This window comes from Paraprevotella xylaniphila YIT 11841 (genome assembly GCF_000205165.1).
Lineage (GTDB): Bacteria > Bacteroidota > Bacteroidia > Bacteroidales > Bacteroidaceae > Paraprevotella > Paraprevotella xylaniphila.
The window spans coordinates 1-18,532 of record NZ_GL883819.1 but is presented as its reverse complement, the minus strand read 5'-3'; the positions used below and the strand labels follow the sequence as shown (position 1 = coordinate 18,532).

18 protein-coding genes and 1 tRNA gene are annotated in these 18,532 nt (G+C 49.1%); 15 read left to right on the top strand and 4 right to left on the bottom strand.

Features of this window, described 5'->3' with window-relative positions; genetic code table 11:
• The first annotated feature begins 33 nt into the window (after positions 1 to 33).
• Positions 34 to 2,703, top strand: a complete 2,670-nt coding sequence (locus tag HMPREF9442_RS02210; RefSeq protein ID WP_253270986.1) for a hypothetical protein — start codon at positions 34 to 36, stop codon at positions 2,701 to 2,703.
• Positions 2,704 to 2,883: 180 nt separating this feature from the next.
• Positions 2,884 to 4,878: a hypothetical protein gene (locus HMPREF9442_RS02205; protein ID WP_008624856.1), complete on the top strand. Its 1,995-nt coding sequence runs from the start codon at positions 2,884 to 2,886 to the stop codon at positions 4,876 to 4,878.
• A gap of 91 nt (positions 4,879 to 4,969) precedes the next feature.
• On the opposite strand, the gene HMPREF9442_RS02200 is transcribed toward HMPREF9442_RS02205, so the two are convergent.
• Together HMPREF9442_RS02200 and HMPREF9442_RS02195 are read right to left on the bottom strand one after the other, a co-directional pair.
• The gene (locus tag HMPREF9442_RS02200; protein ID WP_008624855.1) at positions 4,970 to 5,689 is read right to left on the bottom strand and encodes a hypothetical protein; all 720 of its coding nucleotides are present in this window, start codon (positions 5,687 to 5,689) and stop codon (positions 4,970 to 4,972) included.
• 55 nt (positions 5,690 to 5,744) lie between these two features.
• Positions 5,745 to 5,818: transfer RNA gene (locus tag HMPREF9442_RS02195), tRNA-Thr, on the bottom strand.
• 284 nt (positions 5,819 to 6,102) lie between these two features.
• On the opposite strand from HMPREF9442_RS02195, the gene HMPREF9442_RS02190 reads away from it, so the two are divergent.
• The 11 genes from HMPREF9442_RS02190 to HMPREF9442_RS02140 all read left to right on the top strand — a co-directional run bounded on the left by HMPREF9442_RS02190 (position 6,103) and on the right by HMPREF9442_RS02140 (position 15,917).
• Entirely contained in the window at positions 6,103 to 6,663 is a 561-nt protein-coding gene (locus HMPREF9442_RS02190) for a DUF4199 domain-containing protein (protein WP_008624854.1), read from the top strand.
• 2 nt (positions 6,664 to 6,665) lie between these two features.
• Positions 6,666 to 7,619, top strand: coding sequence for a glycosyltransferase family 2 protein (locus HMPREF9442_RS02185; RefSeq protein ID WP_008624853.1), 954 nt, complete (start codon positions 6,666 to 6,668; stop codon positions 7,617 to 7,619).
• Positions 7,620 to 7,637: 18 nt separating this feature from the next.
• On the top strand, positions 7,638 to 8,138 hold the full coding sequence (locus HMPREF9442_RS02180; protein ID WP_008624852.1) for a DUF6452 family protein: 501 nt from the start codon (positions 7,638 to 7,640) through the stop codon (positions 8,136 to 8,138).
• The gene (locus HMPREF9442_RS02175; RefSeq protein WP_008624851.1) at positions 8,095 to 8,796 is read left to right on the top strand and encodes a DUF6048 family protein; all 702 of its coding nucleotides are present in this window, start codon (positions 8,095 to 8,097) and stop codon (positions 8,794 to 8,796) included. The genes HMPREF9442_RS02180 and HMPREF9442_RS02175 overlap by 44 nt, the downstream gene beginning before the upstream one ends.
• A gap of 22 nt (positions 8,797 to 8,818) precedes the next feature.
• Entirely contained in the window at positions 8,819 to 9,397 is a 579-nt protein-coding gene (locus HMPREF9442_RS02170) for a manganese efflux pump MntP (protein ID WP_008624849.1), read from the top strand.
• Positions 9,388 to 10,419 (top strand): FAD:protein FMN transferase, encoded by a 1,032-nt coding sequence (locus tag HMPREF9442_RS02165; RefSeq protein WP_008624839.1) that lies wholly within the window; start codon positions 9,388 to 9,390, stop codon positions 10,417 to 10,419. The genes HMPREF9442_RS02170 and HMPREF9442_RS02165 overlap by 10 nt, the downstream gene beginning before the upstream one ends.
• Before the next feature lie 11 nt (positions 10,420 to 10,430).
• Entirely contained in the window at positions 10,431 to 11,105 is a 675-nt protein-coding gene (locus HMPREF9442_RS02160; protein ID WP_008624837.1) for a Crp/Fnr family transcriptional regulator, read from the top strand.
• Positions 11,106 to 11,121: 16 nt separating this feature from the next.
• Positions 11,122 to 13,203, top strand: a complete 2,082-nt coding sequence (locus HMPREF9442_RS02155) for a M3 family metallopeptidase (RefSeq protein ID WP_008624836.1) — start codon at positions 11,122 to 11,124, stop codon at positions 13,201 to 13,203.
• An 8-nt stretch (positions 13,204 to 13,211) separates the two neighbouring features.
• Positions 13,212 to 13,661 carry a deoxycytidylate deaminase gene (locus HMPREF9442_RS02150; RefSeq protein WP_008624835.1) on the top strand — a complete coding sequence of 150 codons (450 nt, stop codon included), beginning with the start codon at positions 13,212 to 13,214 and terminating at the stop codon, positions 13,659 to 13,661.
• A gap of 13 nt (positions 13,662 to 13,674) precedes the next feature.
• Positions 13,675 to 15,318, top strand: coding sequence for a S41 family peptidase (locus HMPREF9442_RS02145; protein ID WP_008624834.1), 1,644 nt, complete (start codon positions 13,675 to 13,677; stop codon positions 15,316 to 15,318).
• A 62-nt stretch (positions 15,319 to 15,380) separates the two neighbouring features.
• Entirely contained in the window at positions 15,381 to 15,917 is a 537-nt protein-coding gene (locus tag HMPREF9442_RS02140) for a 5-formyltetrahydrofolate cyclo-ligase (RefSeq protein WP_040602503.1), read from the top strand.
• 7 nt (positions 15,918 to 15,924) lie between these two features.
• Here HMPREF9442_RS02140 and HMPREF9442_RS02135 read toward each other — a convergent pair whose 3' ends face one another.
• Both HMPREF9442_RS02135 and recF read right to left on the bottom strand, forming a co-directional pair.
• Entirely contained in the window at positions 15,925 to 16,215 is a 291-nt protein-coding gene (locus HMPREF9442_RS02135; protein WP_008624832.1) for a DciA family protein, read from the bottom strand.
• Positions 16,212 to 17,309 carry a DNA replication/repair protein RecF gene (gene recF, locus HMPREF9442_RS02130; RefSeq protein WP_008624831.1) on the bottom strand — a complete coding sequence of 366 codons (1,098 nt, stop codon included), beginning with the start codon at positions 17,307 to 17,309 and terminating at the stop codon, positions 16,212 to 16,214. Before recF ends, HMPREF9442_RS02135 begins: the two co-directional genes overlap by 4 nt.
• Before the next feature lie 177 nt (positions 17,310 to 17,486).
• Between recF and HMPREF9442_RS02125 the strand changes: the two genes are divergently transcribed.
• Positions 17,487 to 18,164: a tetratricopeptide repeat protein gene (locus HMPREF9442_RS02125; RefSeq protein WP_008620179.1), complete on the top strand. Its 678-nt coding sequence runs from the start codon at positions 17,487 to 17,489 to the stop codon at positions 18,162 to 18,164.
• Positions 18,165 to 18,186: 22 nt separating this feature from the next.
• A partial coding sequence (ribH, locus tag HMPREF9442_RS02120; RefSeq protein ID WP_008624828.1) for a 6,7-dimethyl-8-ribityllumazine synthase occupies positions 18,187 to 18,532 on the top strand: 346 nt, incomplete at its 3' end.

Genomic DNA, 18,532 nt, shown 5'->3' with positions numbered 1-18,532 from the left:
TTGCATATCACCATGTATAAAACGAATTTCTATATGATTACACGCTACCTGCTGTTCCTGCTGTTCATCGTAGCGGTCCATATCCCCGCAGAAGCCCAGGTGAAGAACATCAATATCACGGTCCGACGCGCAGAAGACCTGAACAGCAAGGATGCCGCCCCTTGGCCGGGTGTCATCGTATATGGCTTCTTCAATGCGAGCAAAGCCAACGCCTTCATGAAGAAATGCCAAGAGGAGGAAGCCAAGGGCATGACCTATGCCCCACAATCAGAATCGGAGTACGACGCTTTGGCTGAAACCGACCAAGACGGCTACTGCCTGATGCAGCTTCCACTGACAGGTTACATCGTCGTGAAACCATCGGGTTCTGACCCCGTAAAGCGGGAATTGCGAGGCATGATGGACATCAAAGTGACCTGCTTGGCTGCCAAGCAGATAGGCACGGTGACCAAAACCGCCAAACGCAAGCGGAAGAATGAACCGCAAATCCCCAACATGTGCGGTAACCGCATGGTGGTCGGCCCTTTCTACTATTACCTGTCGGCCGATGACACGGATGACAAATCACGCATCATCGTCAGCCCCGTGGTCAAGGCGATTCCCATCAGCGAAGAAGTGAACCTGGACGAGAATGAGGAAGAAGGCAACGGCGAGGTAGTGGGCCATCTGGTTCCTTTCGTGAAAGACGGCGAACAGTTTCAAAAAGGCAACTTGCGCCGTATGGGCTTTGACGAAACCCGCGACCCCTTATTCAAATACCGTGAAGGAACGTTCATGCATTCCCATGTGGAAGATTCCATGCTCATCCACTTCGTATTGGAACCCGTAGACCGCAATACGCGTTACCGGGTGGATGCCCTTCAGGCATACGGCATGAACTCCAACATCCCCTATCGGCAAGACAGTGTCTGCCTGAGCGAAGGCTATGTAAAAGATCCCATGCGCTTCTTGGATTACAGCCTCATCGAGCTTCCCATCAACCGCGAGCGCTATGCACGAAGAGGACGGGCAGAATTCAGCAAAGACCACGAAAAGCTCGATTTGAAATTCGTGGTAGGAGAAGCACGCCTCGACCCGACAGACACGTTGAACTTCAAACAAATGAACCAACTCAAAGACAACATGTCGCGCTATATGGGTGCCGATGCGGGCATCACCAGTGCGGTCATCCACGGGTCGGCCTCGCCCGAAGGCGGCAACGCCATCAATGCCCGCCTCTGCCGCGAACGTGCGGAATACCTGCGCGACGAATTGAGCCGTTTCCCTGCCTTGCAGGATGCCCGCCGCACGGGCGAAATCAAAACCACCCACAAGGTGGCCACATGGACTGATGTGGCGAACCTTTTGGAAGCCGACTCGCTAAAAGAAGAGGCTGCCAGCGTGCGAGCCGTACTCTCCACGACGAAAGACATGGGGCGGCAGGAAGCCGCCATCCGCAAACTGCCGTGTTGGAGCATCATTGAACAACAGATCCTGCCCCAACTGCGCATCGTGGACATCGAATACCAATACTACACCAACCGCGTGAAGACACGTGAAGAGATATGGGAACTCTACCAGACCGACCCCGGATACCGCGCCGGGCAAAAACAAGTACCTTACGAGTTCTACGAACTACTCGGCATGATTAAAGACCCGAAGGAAAAGGAAACTATAGCCCGGGCCGCCTACACGTCGGTCAAAGACGAGGACGGCCTGCGCCAATGGCCATTGGCAGCCTACGAACTGGCCCGGTGTTACGCCCAACGCGGTGTGGCAGACACCAATCTGCTCAAACCTTACATCGACGTGCAACTAAATCTGGAATACCACAAACAAAAAATGGACGACTTCGGCAACGCAAGTTGGCAGGGATGGTACAACGACGAAGCCATCGTCACATCTCACATTAAGATGTTGGCCAATGCCGGTGCCTTCGCTTCGGCCTACCGCGTAGCGGAAATGCTCCTGCCTGACGGCAAACCGGAATATCGCAGACTGAAAATATTCCTTCGCAGCCTGAACTGCGAATGGAACGACCCGGAGGTCATGGATACCGTATCAAACTCCTCATATTGGAACAAAATCGTCGTATTGGCGGCGCAGGAAGACCCCGGATGCTGGGGCACTGCGCTCTACATGTTGGAAGATGCCACACAAGTATCCCCCGCCGACCCGAGAGCCCTTTACCTCAAGGCACAGCTACGCTTCAACTTGGATGCTCCTAAACGCACCACGACGGGATACATGGACGACAATTTCATGTTCGATGAGTTTTTCGAACCATCGGCCGATGACCCCACGGTGAACAGTTTCGGGGACAAACGTATAGACTGGGGATTACCTATGGTACAATGCTGCCTGAAGGATGAGCGCAACCTGAAATACATGCTCAACGACGGTACATTCAACAAGGAATACCGCAAAGCGTTCAAAAAATACTGGAAAAAACTCAAAGCCGATCCGGAACAATGCCGCAAGATATTGACCGATTTGGAGAAGTCCGCAGCCCCCCAACAAGCAGCGCAGCCGGCAATCCCCGGAGATGCCGAAAATGGCGGTGCAACTACGGGGGAACAGGACATAGGGACAGGAGACGCACCCACAACCACCTCGTCTGCCGAAGCGGCATCCGGAACGGAAATCCAGACCAACAGTGCCGACACGGCCAGTCCGCCTGCCATACCGGTACAACAACCCGCCGCAACACCCATGGAGGAATGAAATGAATATGAAAAAGGCATTATAGGTTCAAGATGACATAAACGGTTGGTAAAGAATAAAATGGCATAAAACAGAGGCAAAACAATATAACGAATACAAAACATGATGATGTACGAAAAATATACAATAATATGCACATGCCTATGCCTGTGGTACATATCACCGGGACAGGCGCACACGATGGCGACAGCGGTACGGCCTGTTGTGGAAACACCCGACAGCACGGCGACATCCTCCACACCGGAAACAGCCGACACCACTGCGATACGGCCAACCACGGAAACACCGGTTTCCACGGCAGTATCCACCTCCTCCAAACCCAAATTGGACCACACCGTGGACTTCAACCCCTTAGACTACCTGTACTCAGACCGTTACGTGGAAAAAGGCGATACTTTCCGCAACCGTTTCCTTGACCACCTGTACGTAGGATTCACGACAGGCTTCTCGCAAGTAGCCCCAAAAGGCCAACGGGCCATGAAGAACGGGATACCTTTCGGTGGCGTGGTTGGGTATGACTTCAACCGGCTACATGGCCTACGCGCCACGCTATTGCATACGAACTACGACATGAAGGACGGCAATGGTACCGTGAAACAATGGGAAGCCGATATAGACTATGTATTTCATCTGTCCGATTACCTTTATGGCTACGACAAACGACGCATATTCCGCATCTCTCCGACTCTCGGCGTGGGCTATATACATTCCGTTTTCCAAGAGGAGCGCGCTTCCATTTTTAAAGGACAGGCAGGTATAAACGTCGGTATAGGTCTCGGACGCAACGCCAAGTTCTTCATAGAACCGTTCTTTTCCGCACTGACCGACCAAGCCGACCATTCCGGCCATACGAACGTGTCAAAGTATGACATACAATACGGTGTGAAAACCGGCCTGACGGTCAATATGGATAATACCAATGACTTTTATAACAGCGAGGTGGTCTATACACGTGGATTTTTCTACGAACTGGCACAAGGTGTGACTTTTTATGACAGCGACGATTTGGGCTTCTTCAAAACGACCGGCACGGGCTACAAGATTTCCGTGGGCCGGTGGTTCGACCCCATCGTGGGACTCCGCCTCTCGGCCACGGCTTCCGAATATTATTGGAGCTACAACACCACGGCATCCACCGAAGCCCGCCCCTCCTACGAGACACGTTACAAGGGCAGCATGTTTGCCGGACGGCTCGAAGGATTGGTCAATCCTCTCAACTTCTTCCCCTATTGGCGGCAAGTACGCCATCCGTTTGAGATGAACATCGCCGTGGGAGGCGAATACGGTTGGCTGACCAAATACATCCCGGGAACGGATAACGGCCTGAAATGCAACTACGCCGGTTTCACAGGTGCCGCCACTTTCCTGTACAGCATGGACAAAGAAACTTCTTTTTTCGTGGAGCCCCGTGTGGTGGTGGCCAACTTCCGCGAACCATACGTGAATGTGGATCGCGAAGCATCCTTCACCGAAACTTCGGCCTCCATATCGCTCGGCGTGCGCGTCTGTGCAGCCAACCGGAAAGAACGCGCCTCGTGGCCCCCTTACATCTTCGAGCCACGCCTGTTCTCCGGCGTGCAAGTAGGAGGGCTAAAACACATGCGTTCGGTGAACACCGTGGGCGACTTCGCCCTGAACTACTCGGGACAGTTCTACGTGGGCTACCACCTCGGGCCTTACGTCTCACTCAAGGCTGCCATAGAGTATGAAACCCTCAACGAAAACAAGTATGGGAGTTATGTGGTGGATTTCATGGGCGTGGAGAAACAATTCACCGCACTATGGCAATACCGCTACAACCTGCTGAACATCAAACTGGCCTATATGCTTAATTTATCCAACGTCTACCAGAAATATGACTTAAACCGGAAGTTCAACCTCTTCGTGGAAGGCGGTGCCTTGTACAGCAAGTGCATGTCGGACAATGCCCGGATATACAGCGGCGAACTCGAAGTGGGTTCCTCCCCCCGTCCTCTGTCCGCCGCGAACCCTGGCGGAGCACCTGCATTGTTGCTCGGTGCCGTGGCGCAATACCGTATCAACGACCAATGGAGCCTGCTACTCGAACCGGAAGTCCATTATTACTTGAAAAACGGTTTCATCGGTGGTGAAGTATTGTCACCGTTCAATGACATAGTGGCCAAGGTTAGTCTCGGCACAAGCTACACATTTTAATAATTGTTTCTAACAGAAAAGAATATCCGTGAGGTTATCATTCATAAATTACATAATAAAAGACATCCCTTGGGTGGATGTCTTTATTTTTTCACGATATGCTCTTCATGACCCTGCAGAAACTCTCGAAGGAAGCATCGAGGCATCCCAATTGATAAGGAGCAAGATGCAAGGAGAAGGTACCCTTCACCGGCGTCAGGTCGAAATACAGCTTGGCCACGCTGGCCAGATTGAACGACAACGCATCGCCTTTTTTCATCAGGAATTGGCAACAACGCACCAGAAGATCGCGTTCATGCTCCAACTGACGCATACACTGGAATAATAAATAATAACAGGACATTCCTCTGCCCTGCAACAAATATTGCACACGTTCGTGCGACGTATCTACATGAAGGCTTCCGAATAAATAAGACAATTCCTCCGTATCTTCCCCGAAGACCTCCACCATAAACCGGATGAATTTGGCACGGTCCAATTCCGTCCCGGCATCGTTCAGGAACTCCGCTACCGGCACATAGCCGTCTTGCCGCAATGTAAAACCGGTTTTTTGCTTCCGAAGGGGAACGGACTTGAGCAAAGTCACCAGAAAAGCTTTGGAATTACGCACCAACAGGAAACAAAACGCTTCCCAAAACACCGTATCCGAGACACGAGGCATGATTTGCATGCTGATGATTTCACCGGCCATACGGAACTCGCGATGGGACAAGCCGTCCAGATACACAGCCAATCCGTCCCAATCGCCCGACTCGAAATAGGATTCAAGACGTGCTAAAATCAACGGATTATAATATTTTCCATACGCCATAAGCCCGATAAAATAAAAAGGCGAAACTTTTCCGGTTTCGCCTTTGTGCTTTTTGAGCCTCTTGTCGGATTCGAACCAACGACCCCGAGATTACAAATCACGTGCTCTGGCCAACTGAGCTAAAGAGGCGGGTGGGAAAGCTTACTGCATCGCGCCGCTACAACCAACTACCCTTGCTGCGATCAAGCCCTGGGGGATTCGAAGGGAGCTGGCCGTACAGGACTTTCCCGTTTGCGGTTGCAAAGGTAGGAACTTTTTCTTTCCGTTCCAAACATTGGTATATACTTTTTTAATGCATTCCTGAAATAAAACTCATTTTCAACCGCTTAGATTTTACAAAAATAAAGAAGTTTAGTTCGCCGTATTCCGCTAATTTTTCGTATTTTTGCACGCTAAATGTAATATATGTCATAATGAATGCAATAAGCTACAAGCAACTCCGTGCTTTTGCCGCCCAATACGGTGCCGTGGTGGGCCTGATGTGGATTGTCAGTTTTGCTTTTTATATTATCGGGTTGACCCGTCCGCTCGTAGGCAACGTGGGTCTCATCATCGGATTGTTGTCCGTGGTGACAGCCGGTTTCCTGATACGGAAATTCAGAGGTGAAGTGTTTCCCCTTCGTTTCGGCCAGTCGTGGTGGATGGCGACGCTGATTTTCATGTATGCCTCTTTGCTCATGGCGGTGGCCCAATTTGTTTATTTCCGCTACATCGACAACGGATTGCTCCTCCAGACTTATTCCACCATCATGCAACAGCCCGAGGCTGTAGCTATGATGCAAAGCATGATGCCGGGAGAGGACGTGGCCGAAGTCAGCCGCCAAGTCATAGACCTGCTTAAAAGTATCTCTCCCATACAACTGACTTTCGAATTCTTAGTATATAATCTCATGTTCGGCTTCCTGCTAGCCATCCCCACCGCGTGGATCGGATTAAGCGGAAAGAGCCGTACGACTCACAGTCAAAACCGATAAATATGGATATTTCAGTCGTAATACCCCTCTTCAATGAAGAAGAATCCATTCCGGAATTATATTCATGGATTGAACGCGTAATGAACGCACACGGCTTCACATACGAAGTCATTTTCGTCAATGACGGCAGCACCGACCGTTCTTGGCAACTGATTGAAGATTTGCAGGAAAAGCACAGTTGCGTGAAAGGCATCAAATTCCGCCGTAACTACGGAAAAAGCCCGGCCTTGTATTGCGGCTTCAAGAAAGCGGAGGGTGACGTGGTCATCACCATGGATGCCGACCTTCAGGACTCCCCCGACGAGATTCCGGAGCTTTACCGCATGATCGTGACGGACGGATTCGACTTGGTGTCGGGGTACAAGCAAAAACGATATGACCCGTTGTCCAAAACCATCCCGACCAAACTGTTCAACGCCACCGCCCGCAAGGTCAGCGGCATCAAAAACCTGCACGATTTCAACTGCGGATTGAAAGCTTACCGCAAGGAAGTCGTGAAAAGCATTGAGGTCTATGGGGAAATGCACCGTTATATCCCTTATCTGGCCAAGAACGCCGGTTTCGACAAAATCGGGGAAAAGGTGGTGCACCATCAGGCACGCAAGTACGGCAAGACCAAATTCGGCGGCCTGAACCGCTTCTTCAATGGTTATCTGGATCTGATTTCCCTTTGGTTCCTATCCAAATTCGGGGTCAAACCGATGCACATCTTCGGCTTTTTAGGTTCTATCATGTTCATTTTGGGTTTCATTGCCACAGGGGTTATCGGCGTGAACAAGCTGTATGACATGTATTGCGGCAACGACTACCGTTTGATTACCGACTCACCCTACTTCTACATCGCGCTCACTACGATGATACTGGGTACGCAACTTTTCCTGACCGGCTTCTTGGGAGAACTCATCAGCCGCAATTCGCCAGAACGCAACAATTACTTGATTGAAAAAGAAATATAAAGATTACATCTTTTGAAGATGAAGAAACTAAAAGGTATAACCCTCACGTTGGTTTGCATCAGCATTTTCATTGCTGCCGTTTCCTGCGAATCTACCGACTGCCCGATAAACAATGTCGTTTACAGTACGTATGGATTCTATGCCGCCACGGATGAAGGGGAAAGCAAAATCCAAGTGTTGGACACACTGACGGTCACGGCTGCCGGAACGGATTCCATTTTGATTAACCGCCTGGTACGAGGAAGCGAAGTGGAACTTCCGGTAAGTTACAGTGCCGCAACCGACACGCTCATCTTCCACTTCACCGATACGGTGGGCCGTACGCGGAGGGACACCATTTGGATTGACAAAGAAAACACTCCGCATTACGAATCCCCTACTTGTCCGGCTTCGATGTTCCACCATGTGACCGCCGTCCGTTGGACCCGACTGCTTGTAGACTCCGTTTCAATTGTAAATCCGAATATCAATTATAATGTATCCGAGAATTTTAAAATATATTTCCGTAGCGGTAATTAGCCTACTTCTCCCTTTCGCTTCCTACGCTCAACAAACCGACAACAAGGAGCCTCAGGAAACCGTAGAAGACCTGACGAAAAAGGAAGCACCCATATTCGGAGGAGTGGCCCTGTCAGGCGACCTTGTAGGTGTCATTATGAAATCCCTCAATTCGGATTATTCACAAATGGAAGTGGCCGCACATTTGAATTTCAAGGAGAAATATTTTCCGGTTTTTGAATTGGGATATGGGGAAAGTAACTGTGAGGGTGAGGAAACAGGCAATACCTACAAAACCAAGGCACCTTATTTCCGCATCGGTATGGACTACAACTTTACTAAAAAGTGGTACACTGGCAACCGGTTGTATTTAGGCTTACGTTATGCTTTCACGTCTTTCAAATACGATATAAGCTCCCCGGGATTCACCGATCCGGTGTGGGGAAACGAAGTCCCGTTCGTGTTCAACGGGCTTTCGGCCAATTCCCATTGGGGAGAAATCGTGTTCGGCATAGAAACACGGATATGGAAAATTTTCCACTTAGGATGGAACGTACGCTATAAAATCCGCATGAGCCACAGCGAGGCCCCGCAAGGTTCTCCGTGGTATGTGCCTGGTTTCGGCAAATACGGCAATTCATGTATCGGTGGAACATTCAATATCATATTCGACATTTAAACCCCGGCAAAAACATGCAAACATGTACATCACAGAAGCTATACTAATAGGATTGGCACTCGCCATGGATTGCTTTGCCGTAAGCATCACTTCAGGTGCTATTGTCAAGCACATCGTCTTGCGCCCAATGTTGGCCATGATCCTTTCGTTCGGCCTCTTTCAGGGAGCAATGGTATTGGCCGGTTGGTATGTCAGCACACTCTTCAGCCGTTTTCTGGCTCCCATAGACCATTGGATTGCTTTCGGATTGCTTTCTGCCGTCGGTATCCAGATGGTTCGGGAAGGCTTCGGGAAAAAAGAGGAAACCAAGTTCGACCCGCTAAGCTATAAAGTCATCCTTACACTGGCCGTAGCCACAAGCATAGATGCCATGGCCGTAGGAGTTTCCATGGCTTTTATGCCAATAGGTAGCAGTTGGGACACCATCGCAATGCCAACCGTCCTCATTGCCGCCATTTCGTCTGCCCTTACCATAGCCGGATTGGGAACAGGCATATTCATCGGACGCAAGATACCATGCTCCATGGCACCCGCCGGAGGTCTTATCCTGATAGGTATCGGTATTAAAATCATTGTAGAACATTTAGGTTTATGCTCATGAACGATAAAAGAAAAAAACTACGTTGGCAACTGCCATTTCTCATCCTGTTGGTTATCGGCACGATATATGCCATACGCAGCCCACACTCCAATATTCCTTTCCAACGGGAAGAAGGAGCAGTTTTCGGCACGTTTTACCACGTAACCTACCAATGCGATTCCAGTCTGCAAAAGGAAATTGAAGCCGAATTACGAAAAGTGGATGTTTCCCTCTCTCCTTTTAATAAAGAATCGGTCATCAGCCGAATCAACCGGAATGAGGAGGTTACCCCGGACAGCATGTTCGTCCACGTATTCCAACTGGCCAAAACCATCAGCAAACATACCGACGGTGCATTCGACATCACCGTCGCCCCGCTAGTCAATGCCTGGGGATTCGGCTTCAAAAACGGGCAGAATCTCACTCCGTCACAAATCGACAGTATCCTTTCGTTCGTCGGATTTGAAAAAGTGGCTTTGGAAAACGGGAAGGTCGTGAAACAGGATTCTCGGGTAATACTGGATTGCAGTGCCATTGCCAAAGGATACGGCAGTGATGCGGTAGCCCGCCTGTTCGACCGTAAAGGCATCCGGAACTACATGATTGAAATCGGAGGGGAAATCGTGGTGAAAGGACTCAGTCCCAAAGAGCAAAAATGGAAAGTGGGCATCAATAAGCCCATAGACGATTCATTGAATGTCAACAATGAAATCCAAACCATACTGAACGTCACGGACCTCGGTATCGCGACTTCGGGAAATTACCGTAACTTCTACTACAAAAATGGAAAAAAGTATGCACATACCATAGACCCGCACACAGGTTATCCTGTGCAGCACTCCATCCTGTCGTCCACCGTAGTGGCCAAAGACTGCGCCACCGCCGACGCATACGCTACGGCATTTATGGTCATGGGATTGGAACAGGCTAAAAAGATATTGCAGTCCACTCCCGACATACAAGCTTACCTTATCTATGCGGACGAGAAAGGGAAGAACCAAGTGTACACAACTCCGGCCCTCCAAACGATGATGGACCGATAAAACAGACATATATGGAAAACTTTACATTGGACACTTTGACCGCCCTGCCATTGTTTCAAGGCATCGGAAAAAGTGAATTGGCACAATTTTCCACGTCTGTCCCTCACCGGATCGTCCAATATGCCGAAGGAGAGAACCTGGCTGAACAAGACCACCCTTGCCGACAGTTGATACTGGCATTCCGGGGCACCATCGAAATGCGTACCCGGTCGGACAACAACCGCTTCGCATTCTACGAACGGCTACAATCGCCAGTAGCCCTACAACCGGAAGCCCTGTACGGCATTACTCCACACTACACGCATACTTATACAGCACAGACAGACATACGCGCCCTGATCATTCCCAAAGACGGAGTGACCTTGTTATTCAGTCGTTTCGAGGTATTCCGGCTTAACATGATTAACCTCTTGTCCTCCTATATTTACCGTCAGGGAAGATGGCTGTGGCATAACCTTTCAGGGAATACGGAGAAACGTATCGTCAATTTCATTCACTCCCGTAGTGTATACCCTGCCGGGGAGAAAATTTTGGAAATCAGCATGGAAGACCTCGGATTACAAATCAATGAGCCACGCATGAATGTGTCACGTGCCCTGAACCGTTTACAGAAAGAAAACTTAGTCTTATTAAAAAGAAGGAAAATTATCATACCAGCCTTGGAGAAATTGATCCAGGCCTTCTAAAAATACAAGTATCGACATGGACACCATACAAGAAAACAAAACCGAAGAAAGAAAAAATCCATTCTTCTGTTCTTCCTACGGAACGCCTCACAACACGGCACCTTTCGACCGGATACACCTCGAAGATTACGAACCGGCTTTCATGGAAGGCATACGGCAAGATGACGAACTGACGGACACCATCATCCAAAATCCGGAACCTCCCACGTTCGACAATACCATATCATTCAGCGTCCCCGACAACCTGCTGAGCCGGGTGAGCAATGTGTTCTTCAACCTGTTGAGCGCGGAGACCAACGACGAGATGGACGAGTTGGCACAGAAAATGTCACCGATATTGACGGAACATGCCAACAACATCCTGCTGAACGAGAAACTGTTCGCCCGGATAAAGGCCGTGCATGAAAGCCACCGTGAATTGACGCCTGAAGAACAAATGCTTCTGGACAAGAGCTACGACGGCTTCATACGCAACGGGGCTAACCTTACGGCCGAGGACAAAGAAAAGTTCCGCGCACTCAGCAAGGAACTGAGCCAGTTGACTTTGCAATTCTCACAGAACAACCTGAAGGAGACCAATAAATTCCAACTCCACCTGACTGACGAAAAGGATTTGGCAGGTCTTCCGGAATCTGCTGTCGAAGCTGCCGCATTGGCAGCCAAGGAAAAGGATTTGGAGGGATGGGTGTTCACCCTGCACGCCCCGAGCTACAACCCGTTCATGACCTATGCTGACAACCGGGAACTCCGCCGGAAAATGTATATGGCACGGAATACCATCTGCACGCACGACAATGAATACAACAACCTTGAAATCGTCAAGCGTATCGTCAACCTGCGACGCGAACGGGCACAACTGTTGGGCTACCCCACATACGCAGACTTCGTATTAAAGAAACGTATGGCTGAAAACAGCCAGAATGTCTACCAACTGTTAAACGACTTGTTGGAAGCCTACCTGCCCACGGCACGGGAAGAGGTAAAAGAAGTGGAAAGAAAGGCACGTGAAAAAGAAGGAGAAGACTTCGTGCTGCAACCTTGGGATTTCGGTTATTATGCCCATAAACTGCAATTAGAGAAGTACAATCTGGATGCGGAAATGCTACGCCCGTACTTCGAACTGTCACGCGTCAAACAAGGTATCTTCGGACTGGCTTCCCGCCTGTACGGCATCACATTCAAGGAAAATGCCGACATTCCGGTATACCATCCGGACGTGACGGCATACGAAGTGTTCGACAAAGACGGAACTTTCCTGGCCGTATTGTACACGGATTTCCATCCCCGGAAAGGTAAACAGAGCGGTGCCTGGATGACCTCCTACAAAGACCAATGGATAGATGAAGACGGCACCAACCATCGTCCCCATGTGTCCGTCACCATGAATTTGACCAAACCGACAGAGAGCAAACCGGCCTTACTCACTTTAGGAGAAGTAGAAACATTCCTGCATGAATTCGGACATGCCCTACACGGCATATTCGCCAATACGCGCTTCGAAAGTCTCAGCGGTACGAGTGTCTATTGGGATTTTGTGGAACTTCCGTCACAAATTATGGAAAATTTTGCCGTAGAACGCGATTTTTTAAATACCTTTGCCCAACACTACCTGACGGGTGAACCGCTTCCGGAAGAACTTATCGACCGGATTATCAAAAGCCGCAATTTCAACACGGCTTACGCTTGTATCCGACAGGTCAGTTTCGCTCTGTTGGACATGGCTTATTACACGCAGGACAAACCTTTCGAGGAAGACGTGCTTTCGTTTGAAAAACGCGCGTGGGAAGCGGCACAGTTGTTGCCGCAACCTGAAGAGGCCTGTTGTATGAGCGTACAGTTCGGACATATCATGTCCGGAGGCTATGCAGCCGGATATTACAGTTACAAATGGGCGGAAGTCCTGGACGCTGACGCATTCTCCCTGTTCAAGGAAAAAGGTATATTCAACCGGGAAGTGGCACAAAGTTTCCGCGACAATATCTTGTCGAAGGGAGGCACGGAACCTCCTATGGCATTATATAAACGATTCCGCGGACAAGCTCCCACCATAGATGCTCTGTTAAAACGAAACGGTATCAACCCCATAAACAAAGCTTGAGAGAAAAAATGAAAACTCCGGAAGAAAAAAAGCATGAACTGGACCTGCGCTATTTGCGTATGGCTCGGATATGGGCAGAAAACAGCTATTGTGAACGACGCAAAGTAGGAGCCCTCATCGTGAAAGACAAAATGATTATTTCCGATGGCTACAATGGCACACCGGCCGGATTCGAAAACGTGTGCGAAGATGAAAACCACCTGACCAAACCTTACGTGCTGCATGCAGAAGCCAACGCCATCACCAAGATCGCACGGTCTGGGAACAACAGCGAAGGAGCTACCCTGTACGTCACAGACGCTCCCTGCATCGAATGCTCCAAGCTTATCATACAGTCCGGCATCAAGAAGGTCTTCTATGCCCGGCAATACCGGCTGACAGACGGCATCGACCTGCTTCAAAGAGCCGGTATAGAAGTACACTACCTACCATTGGAGACTCAGACTGAAGAACTTTAAAAAACATGTATTTATGAATCAGAATAGTTCATCGCGATTTACACCTATCCTATTGGCGTTATGCCTTGTGGCAGGAATATTGATAGGAACGTTCTATGCCAACCATTTCTCGGGAAACCGGCTGAACATCATCAATACGAACAGTAACAAGGTGAACGACCTGCTGCGTATCATCGACGACCAATATGTAGACACGGTCAATATGACCGACCTCGTGGAAAAAGCCATGCCCCGCATATTGGCGGAACTGGACCCGCACTCGGCTTACACCACAGCCAAGGAAACAGAAGCGGCAATGGAAAGCCTGAAAGGCAGTTTTTCCGGCATCGGCGTGTCTTTCACCAAACAAAACGACACAGCGCGCATCATCAGTGTCATCAAAGGCGGCCCATCTGAAAAGGTAGGATTGCTGGCAGGAGACCGTATTGTCAATGTGGACGGAAAAGACATTACAGGAAAAGACATCACAGCCGAAGACTGCATGAAACTCATGAAAGGCAAGAAAGCCTCCAAAGTCAAATTAGGCATCCGGCGTACGGGTGAAAAGGAGACACTTTACTATACCATCACACGAGGCGACATCCCGGTACACAGCATAGAAGCCACTTACATGCTCACCCCCGAAACCGGATATGTCAAAATCAAAAGTTTCAGCGAAACGACCTACCCCGAACTCTTGGTATCCTTGGCTGAATTAAACCAGAAAGGGTTTAAGAACCTGGTCATCGACTTGCGGGACAACACCGGGGGCATTATGCAGACCGCCATACAAATGGCCAACATATTCCTGCCCAAGAACCGTTTGATTCTCTACACGGAAGGACGCAAATTCCCACGTGAAGAATACAAAAGCGACGGGCGCGGAGCTTTCCCCAATCTGCCTCTGACAGTATTGGTCAACGAGGGATCGGCATCGGCCAGCGAAATTTTTGCAGGAGCCATACAAGACAATGACCGGGGAACCATCATAGGCCGCCGTACGTATGGCAAAGGATTGGTACAACAACCCATCGAATTCCGGGACGGAAGCATGATACGCCTGACCATCGCACGGTATTATACACCTTCTGGACGGTGCATCCAAAAGCCTTACGTAAAAGGACACGGAGAAGAATACGAGAATGACCTTATGGAACGTTACGAACGAGGGGAATTTTTCTCTCAAGACAGCATCAAACAAAAAGGCCCGCAGTTCAAGACCCGCTTGGGACGCACCGTTTACGGCAGTGGAGGCATCATGCCGGACATCTTTGTTCCGGAAGATACAGCAGACATAACCTCATACTATAAGGAAGCGTGGATAAGCGGACTAATACATCAATATGCATTTAACTTTGCCGACAGCCATCGTCCGGAATTGAATGAAATAGATACTAACGAGGAACTCGTCCGCTACTTAGACCAACAAAACGTAGTCCGCAAGTTTGCCGATTTTGCACAACAACGGGGACTTCGCAAAAGAAACCTGATGCTTTACAAGTCACGCAAACTTTTCAGAAGAAGCCTTTATGCTTCCATCATCAACAACGTGAAGGAAACAGAACAATTCTACGAATTCGTCAACAGTGATGACCCGGCAGTTGAACGTGCCATCAAGGTTCTGGAAGAAGGAAAAGCTTTTCCGGAAGCCCCACAGAAAACTGTAACCTCCCAATAATATAGAGACTTATTGGAAAAACTATGGCATTTGATGATGCCGTAGTTTTTCCAAAATTAATTATGCTTATGAATAAAAAAGAATTAAGGGCATCAATGACCCGAAATAAGAAAGAAACTTCCCGGGCGGCCATACTCGACCTTTCCGGCCCGATTTTGAGACGTTTGGCTGTACATCCGCGATTCATCGCTGCACGAACGGTTTTACTCTACCATTCATTGCCGGACGAAGTGGATACACAAGACTTCGTACGTTATTGGAGCTTGCGCAAATGCATCCTGCTTCCCACCGTAAAAGGTAAAGAAATCGAGTTGCACCGTTATGCAGCTGAAGACCGGCTCGAAGAGGGGCCTTTCGGCATCCAAGAATCCACCGGCGAGGTCTTTACCGACTACGCCTCTATTGATTTAGCCATTATCCCGGGAGTGGCTTTTGATGCAAAAGGAAACCGCTTGGGACGCGGACAAGGCTTTTACGACCGTTTGCTGACGCGGTTGCAACATTACGATATATATAAAATAGGTGTTTGCTTCGATTTCCAACGGGTAGAACATGTTCCTACCGAACCCCATGACATCCCCATGGACGAGATTCTTTGAATCGTTGTCAACGGAACACAATATTCTGAATGACTTGCGCTCCCACATACTCATTCAGTTTGCGTACCAATGCTTCCCTACCCATCATTAGGTTAGCCCTGAGGGCCGGTGACTTGAGATGGACGTATAACACTTGATTTTTCACGAAAACATCCCCTGTATACCGGGCAATAGCCTGCCCCATCACTTCGGACCAAGCTGCCGCCATCCGGGTCTCATTCAACGGTGTCTCCAACCCTTCCTGCCGGAGATATTGCCGGATGATGTCGCCTATGCATTCCGCCTTGTTCCGTCTCATGCCTTGATTTCTCCGTTTTCCACATAAAAGAGCTTGTAGTCTTCGTCCGTCTTCTCCAAAATACGATCCAGATGGTCTCGATTGGTATCCGTCACGAAGATTTGCCCGAACTGTTCGCCGGAAACCAATTTGACAATCTGCTCCACGCGGTCAGCATCCAACTTGTCGAAAATATCGTCCAACAACAATAAAGGAGTAGTACGGCTTCCCGTACGGCGCAAGAAATCAAACTGCGCCAACTTCAAAGCAATCAAATAGGTTTTGTTCTGCCCCTGAGAACCCTCCCGCTTTATAGGGAACTCTCCCAAGGTCATCTCCAAATCATCCTTATGGACACCATGCAGGGAATACCCCATAATCCGGTCCTTGGCACGGTCGCGACGAATGACTTCCAACAAATCCCCACGTTGGCCATGAGAAATGTAACGCAGCCCCACATGTTCTTTTCCACGGGAAATCCGCGCATAGAAATCCTGAAAGACCGGAACGAATTCCTCCACGTAAGCCTTTCGCTTCTCGTATATCTTCTCCCCTTCCTGAGCCATCATTTCTTCCCATAGCCCTATAAGGGCTTCATCGGGTTCCTCCTCCTGTTTCAACAACACGTTCCTCTGTTGCAAAGCCCTGTTGTAACGCACTAATGCATCGAGATATTCATGGTCATATTGCACGATTACCATGTCCATAAAGCGTCGCCGCTCCTCACTCCCCCCCGAAATCAAATCGGCATCGGCCGGAGAAACGAGCACTACCGGCACCAATCCGATATGCTCCGACAATCTTTTATACTCTTTCTTATTACGCTTAAAACGCTTTTTCTGTTTGCGTTTCAAACCGCAATATACCTCTTCCGGCTCTCCCGACTCATGCTCATACTCTCCCTGCAACATGAAGAAGTCCTCACCGTGCCGGATATTTTGGGAATCTACGGAATGGGTTGCGCTCTTACAAAAGGAAAGAAAATACACAGCATCCAACAAATTGGTCTTTCCTTCACCATTATGTCCGATGAAACAATTCATCTTCGGAGAGAAGGCCAACTCGGCCTGCGCTATGTTCTTATAATTCAAGACAGAAATTTTTTTCAGTATCATCCGTAGGTTTTCCCGTTAAATCACCCTGCAAAATTAAGGTTTATCCCCCGAATCCTAAAAATAATAGGCTATAAATTTCATCAAACGGGAGAATTTCGCTACTTTTGCTCCGCTTTATTCCCGTACCATGCACTATGGGACGAAAAACAGGAAATAATAATAAAACCATCAAATAAAATGACGAACAAAAAGACACAGCATGATTCACTCAACGTGGAACAGACTTTGATTTCTTCCGAGGCTTTCATCGACAAATACAAGAAGCCTATTATGTACGTTTTCATCGCCATCGTCGTATTGGTAGGCGGATACTTCCTCTATCGGAGTTTCGTAAGCGAACCGCGCGAGGCCAAAGCCAATGAACTGATGTTCAAAGGGCAGCAATATTTTGCTTCGGACAATTACGAAAAGGCGTTGAACGGTGACGGACAAGGCTTTCCCGGTTTCTTGAAAATCGCCAACGACTACGGAAGCACGAAAGCCGGCAATCTGGCACAACTCTATGCCGGATTAAGTTATGCCAAATTGGGTAAATATCAGGAAGCTGTTACCCGTCTGGAAGATTTCAAAAATTGCGGCGATGCCATGGTGTCTCCTGCTGCCATCGGTGCATTGGGCAACTGCTATGCAGAATTGGACCAATTAGACAAAGCGACTTCCACTTTATTGGAAGCAGCCAAGAAGGCGGACAACAACAGCCTCAGCCCCCTCTATCTGATTCAGGCCGGTGAGATTTTCGAATCGCAAGGAAAGAAAGACAAGGCTTTGGAATGCTACAAAGAAATCAAGACCAAGTATGTGAACTCCATGCAGTATGCCGAAATCGACAAATACATCGAACGTGTAAGCGAATAAAGTCCTAAAGCAGAAAACGAACATGGCAACGAATTTACATAACTTGTCTGAATATGACCCCAAGTCCGTCCCCTCGGCCCAAGGCATGCGCTTCGGCATCGTGGTCAGCGAATGGAATCACCACATCACCGGCTCGTTGTTGGAAGGTGCGCAAACCACCTTGCTCAAACATGGAGTCAGTGAAGAAGATATTTTGGTCATGACCGTGCCGGGCAGTTTTGAATTGGTGTTCGGTGCCGCCCAAATGGCTAAAAGCGGCAAGGTGGATGCCGTGATAGCCATCGGTTGCGTGATTCGCGGCGACACTCCTCACTTCGATTACATCTGCGAGGGAGCAACCCAAGACAAACTGTACGTAATGGATGACA

Coding starts and splice junctions, on each gene's coding strand:
- HMPREF9442_RS02210 (WP_253270986.1), top strand. CDS start 34: ATGATTACACGCTACCTGCTGTTCCTGCTGTTCATCGTAGCGGTCCAT.
- HMPREF9442_RS02205 (WP_008624856.1), top strand. CDS start 2,884: ATGGCGACAGCGGTACGGCCTGTTGTGGAAACACCCGACAGCACGGCG.
- HMPREF9442_RS02200 (WP_008624855.1), bottom strand. CDS start 5,689: ATGGCGTATGGAAAATATTATAATCCGTTGATTTTAGCACGTCTTGAA.
- HMPREF9442_RS02190 (WP_008624854.1), top strand. CDS start 6,103: ATGAATGCAATAAGCTACAAGCAACTCCGTGCTTTTGCCGCCCAATAC.
- HMPREF9442_RS02185 (WP_008624853.1), top strand. CDS start 6,666: ATGGATATTTCAGTCGTAATACCCCTCTTCAATGAAGAAGAATCCATT.
- HMPREF9442_RS02180 (WP_008624852.1), top strand. CDS start 7,638: ATGAAGAAACTAAAAGGTATAACCCTCACGTTGGTTTGCATCAGCATT.
- HMPREF9442_RS02175 (WP_008624851.1), top strand. CDS start 8,095: ATGTATCCGAGAATTTTAAAATATATTTCCGTAGCGGTAATTAGCCTA.
- HMPREF9442_RS02170 (WP_008624849.1), top strand. CDS start 8,819: ATGTACATCACAGAAGCTATACTAATAGGATTGGCACTCGCCATGGAT.
- HMPREF9442_RS02165 (WP_008624839.1), top strand. CDS start 9,388: ATGCTCATGAACGATAAAAGAAAAAAACTACGTTGGCAACTGCCATTT.
- HMPREF9442_RS02160 (WP_008624837.1), top strand. CDS start 10,431: ATGGAAAACTTTACATTGGACACTTTGACCGCCCTGCCATTGTTTCAA.
- HMPREF9442_RS02155 (WP_008624836.1), top strand. CDS start 11,122: ATGGACACCATACAAGAAAACAAAACCGAAGAAAGAAAAAATCCATTC.
- HMPREF9442_RS02150 (WP_008624835.1), top strand. CDS start 13,212: ATGAAAACTCCGGAAGAAAAAAAGCATGAACTGGACCTGCGCTATTTG.
- HMPREF9442_RS02145 (WP_008624834.1), top strand. CDS start 13,675: ATGAATCAGAATAGTTCATCGCGATTTACACCTATCCTATTGGCGTTA.
- HMPREF9442_RS02140 (WP_040602503.1), top strand. CDS start 15,381: ATGCTTATGAATAAAAAAGAATTAAGGGCATCAATGACCCGAAATAAG.
- HMPREF9442_RS02135 (WP_008624832.1), bottom strand. CDS start 16,215: ATGAGACGGAACAAGGCGGAATGCATAGGCGACATCATCCGGCAATAT.
- recF (WP_008624831.1), bottom strand. CDS start 17,309: ATGATACTGAAAAAAATTTCTGTCTTGAATTATAAGAACATAGCGCAG.
- HMPREF9442_RS02125 (WP_008620179.1), top strand. CDS start 17,487: ATGACGAACAAAAAGACACAGCATGATTCACTCAACGTGGAACAGACT.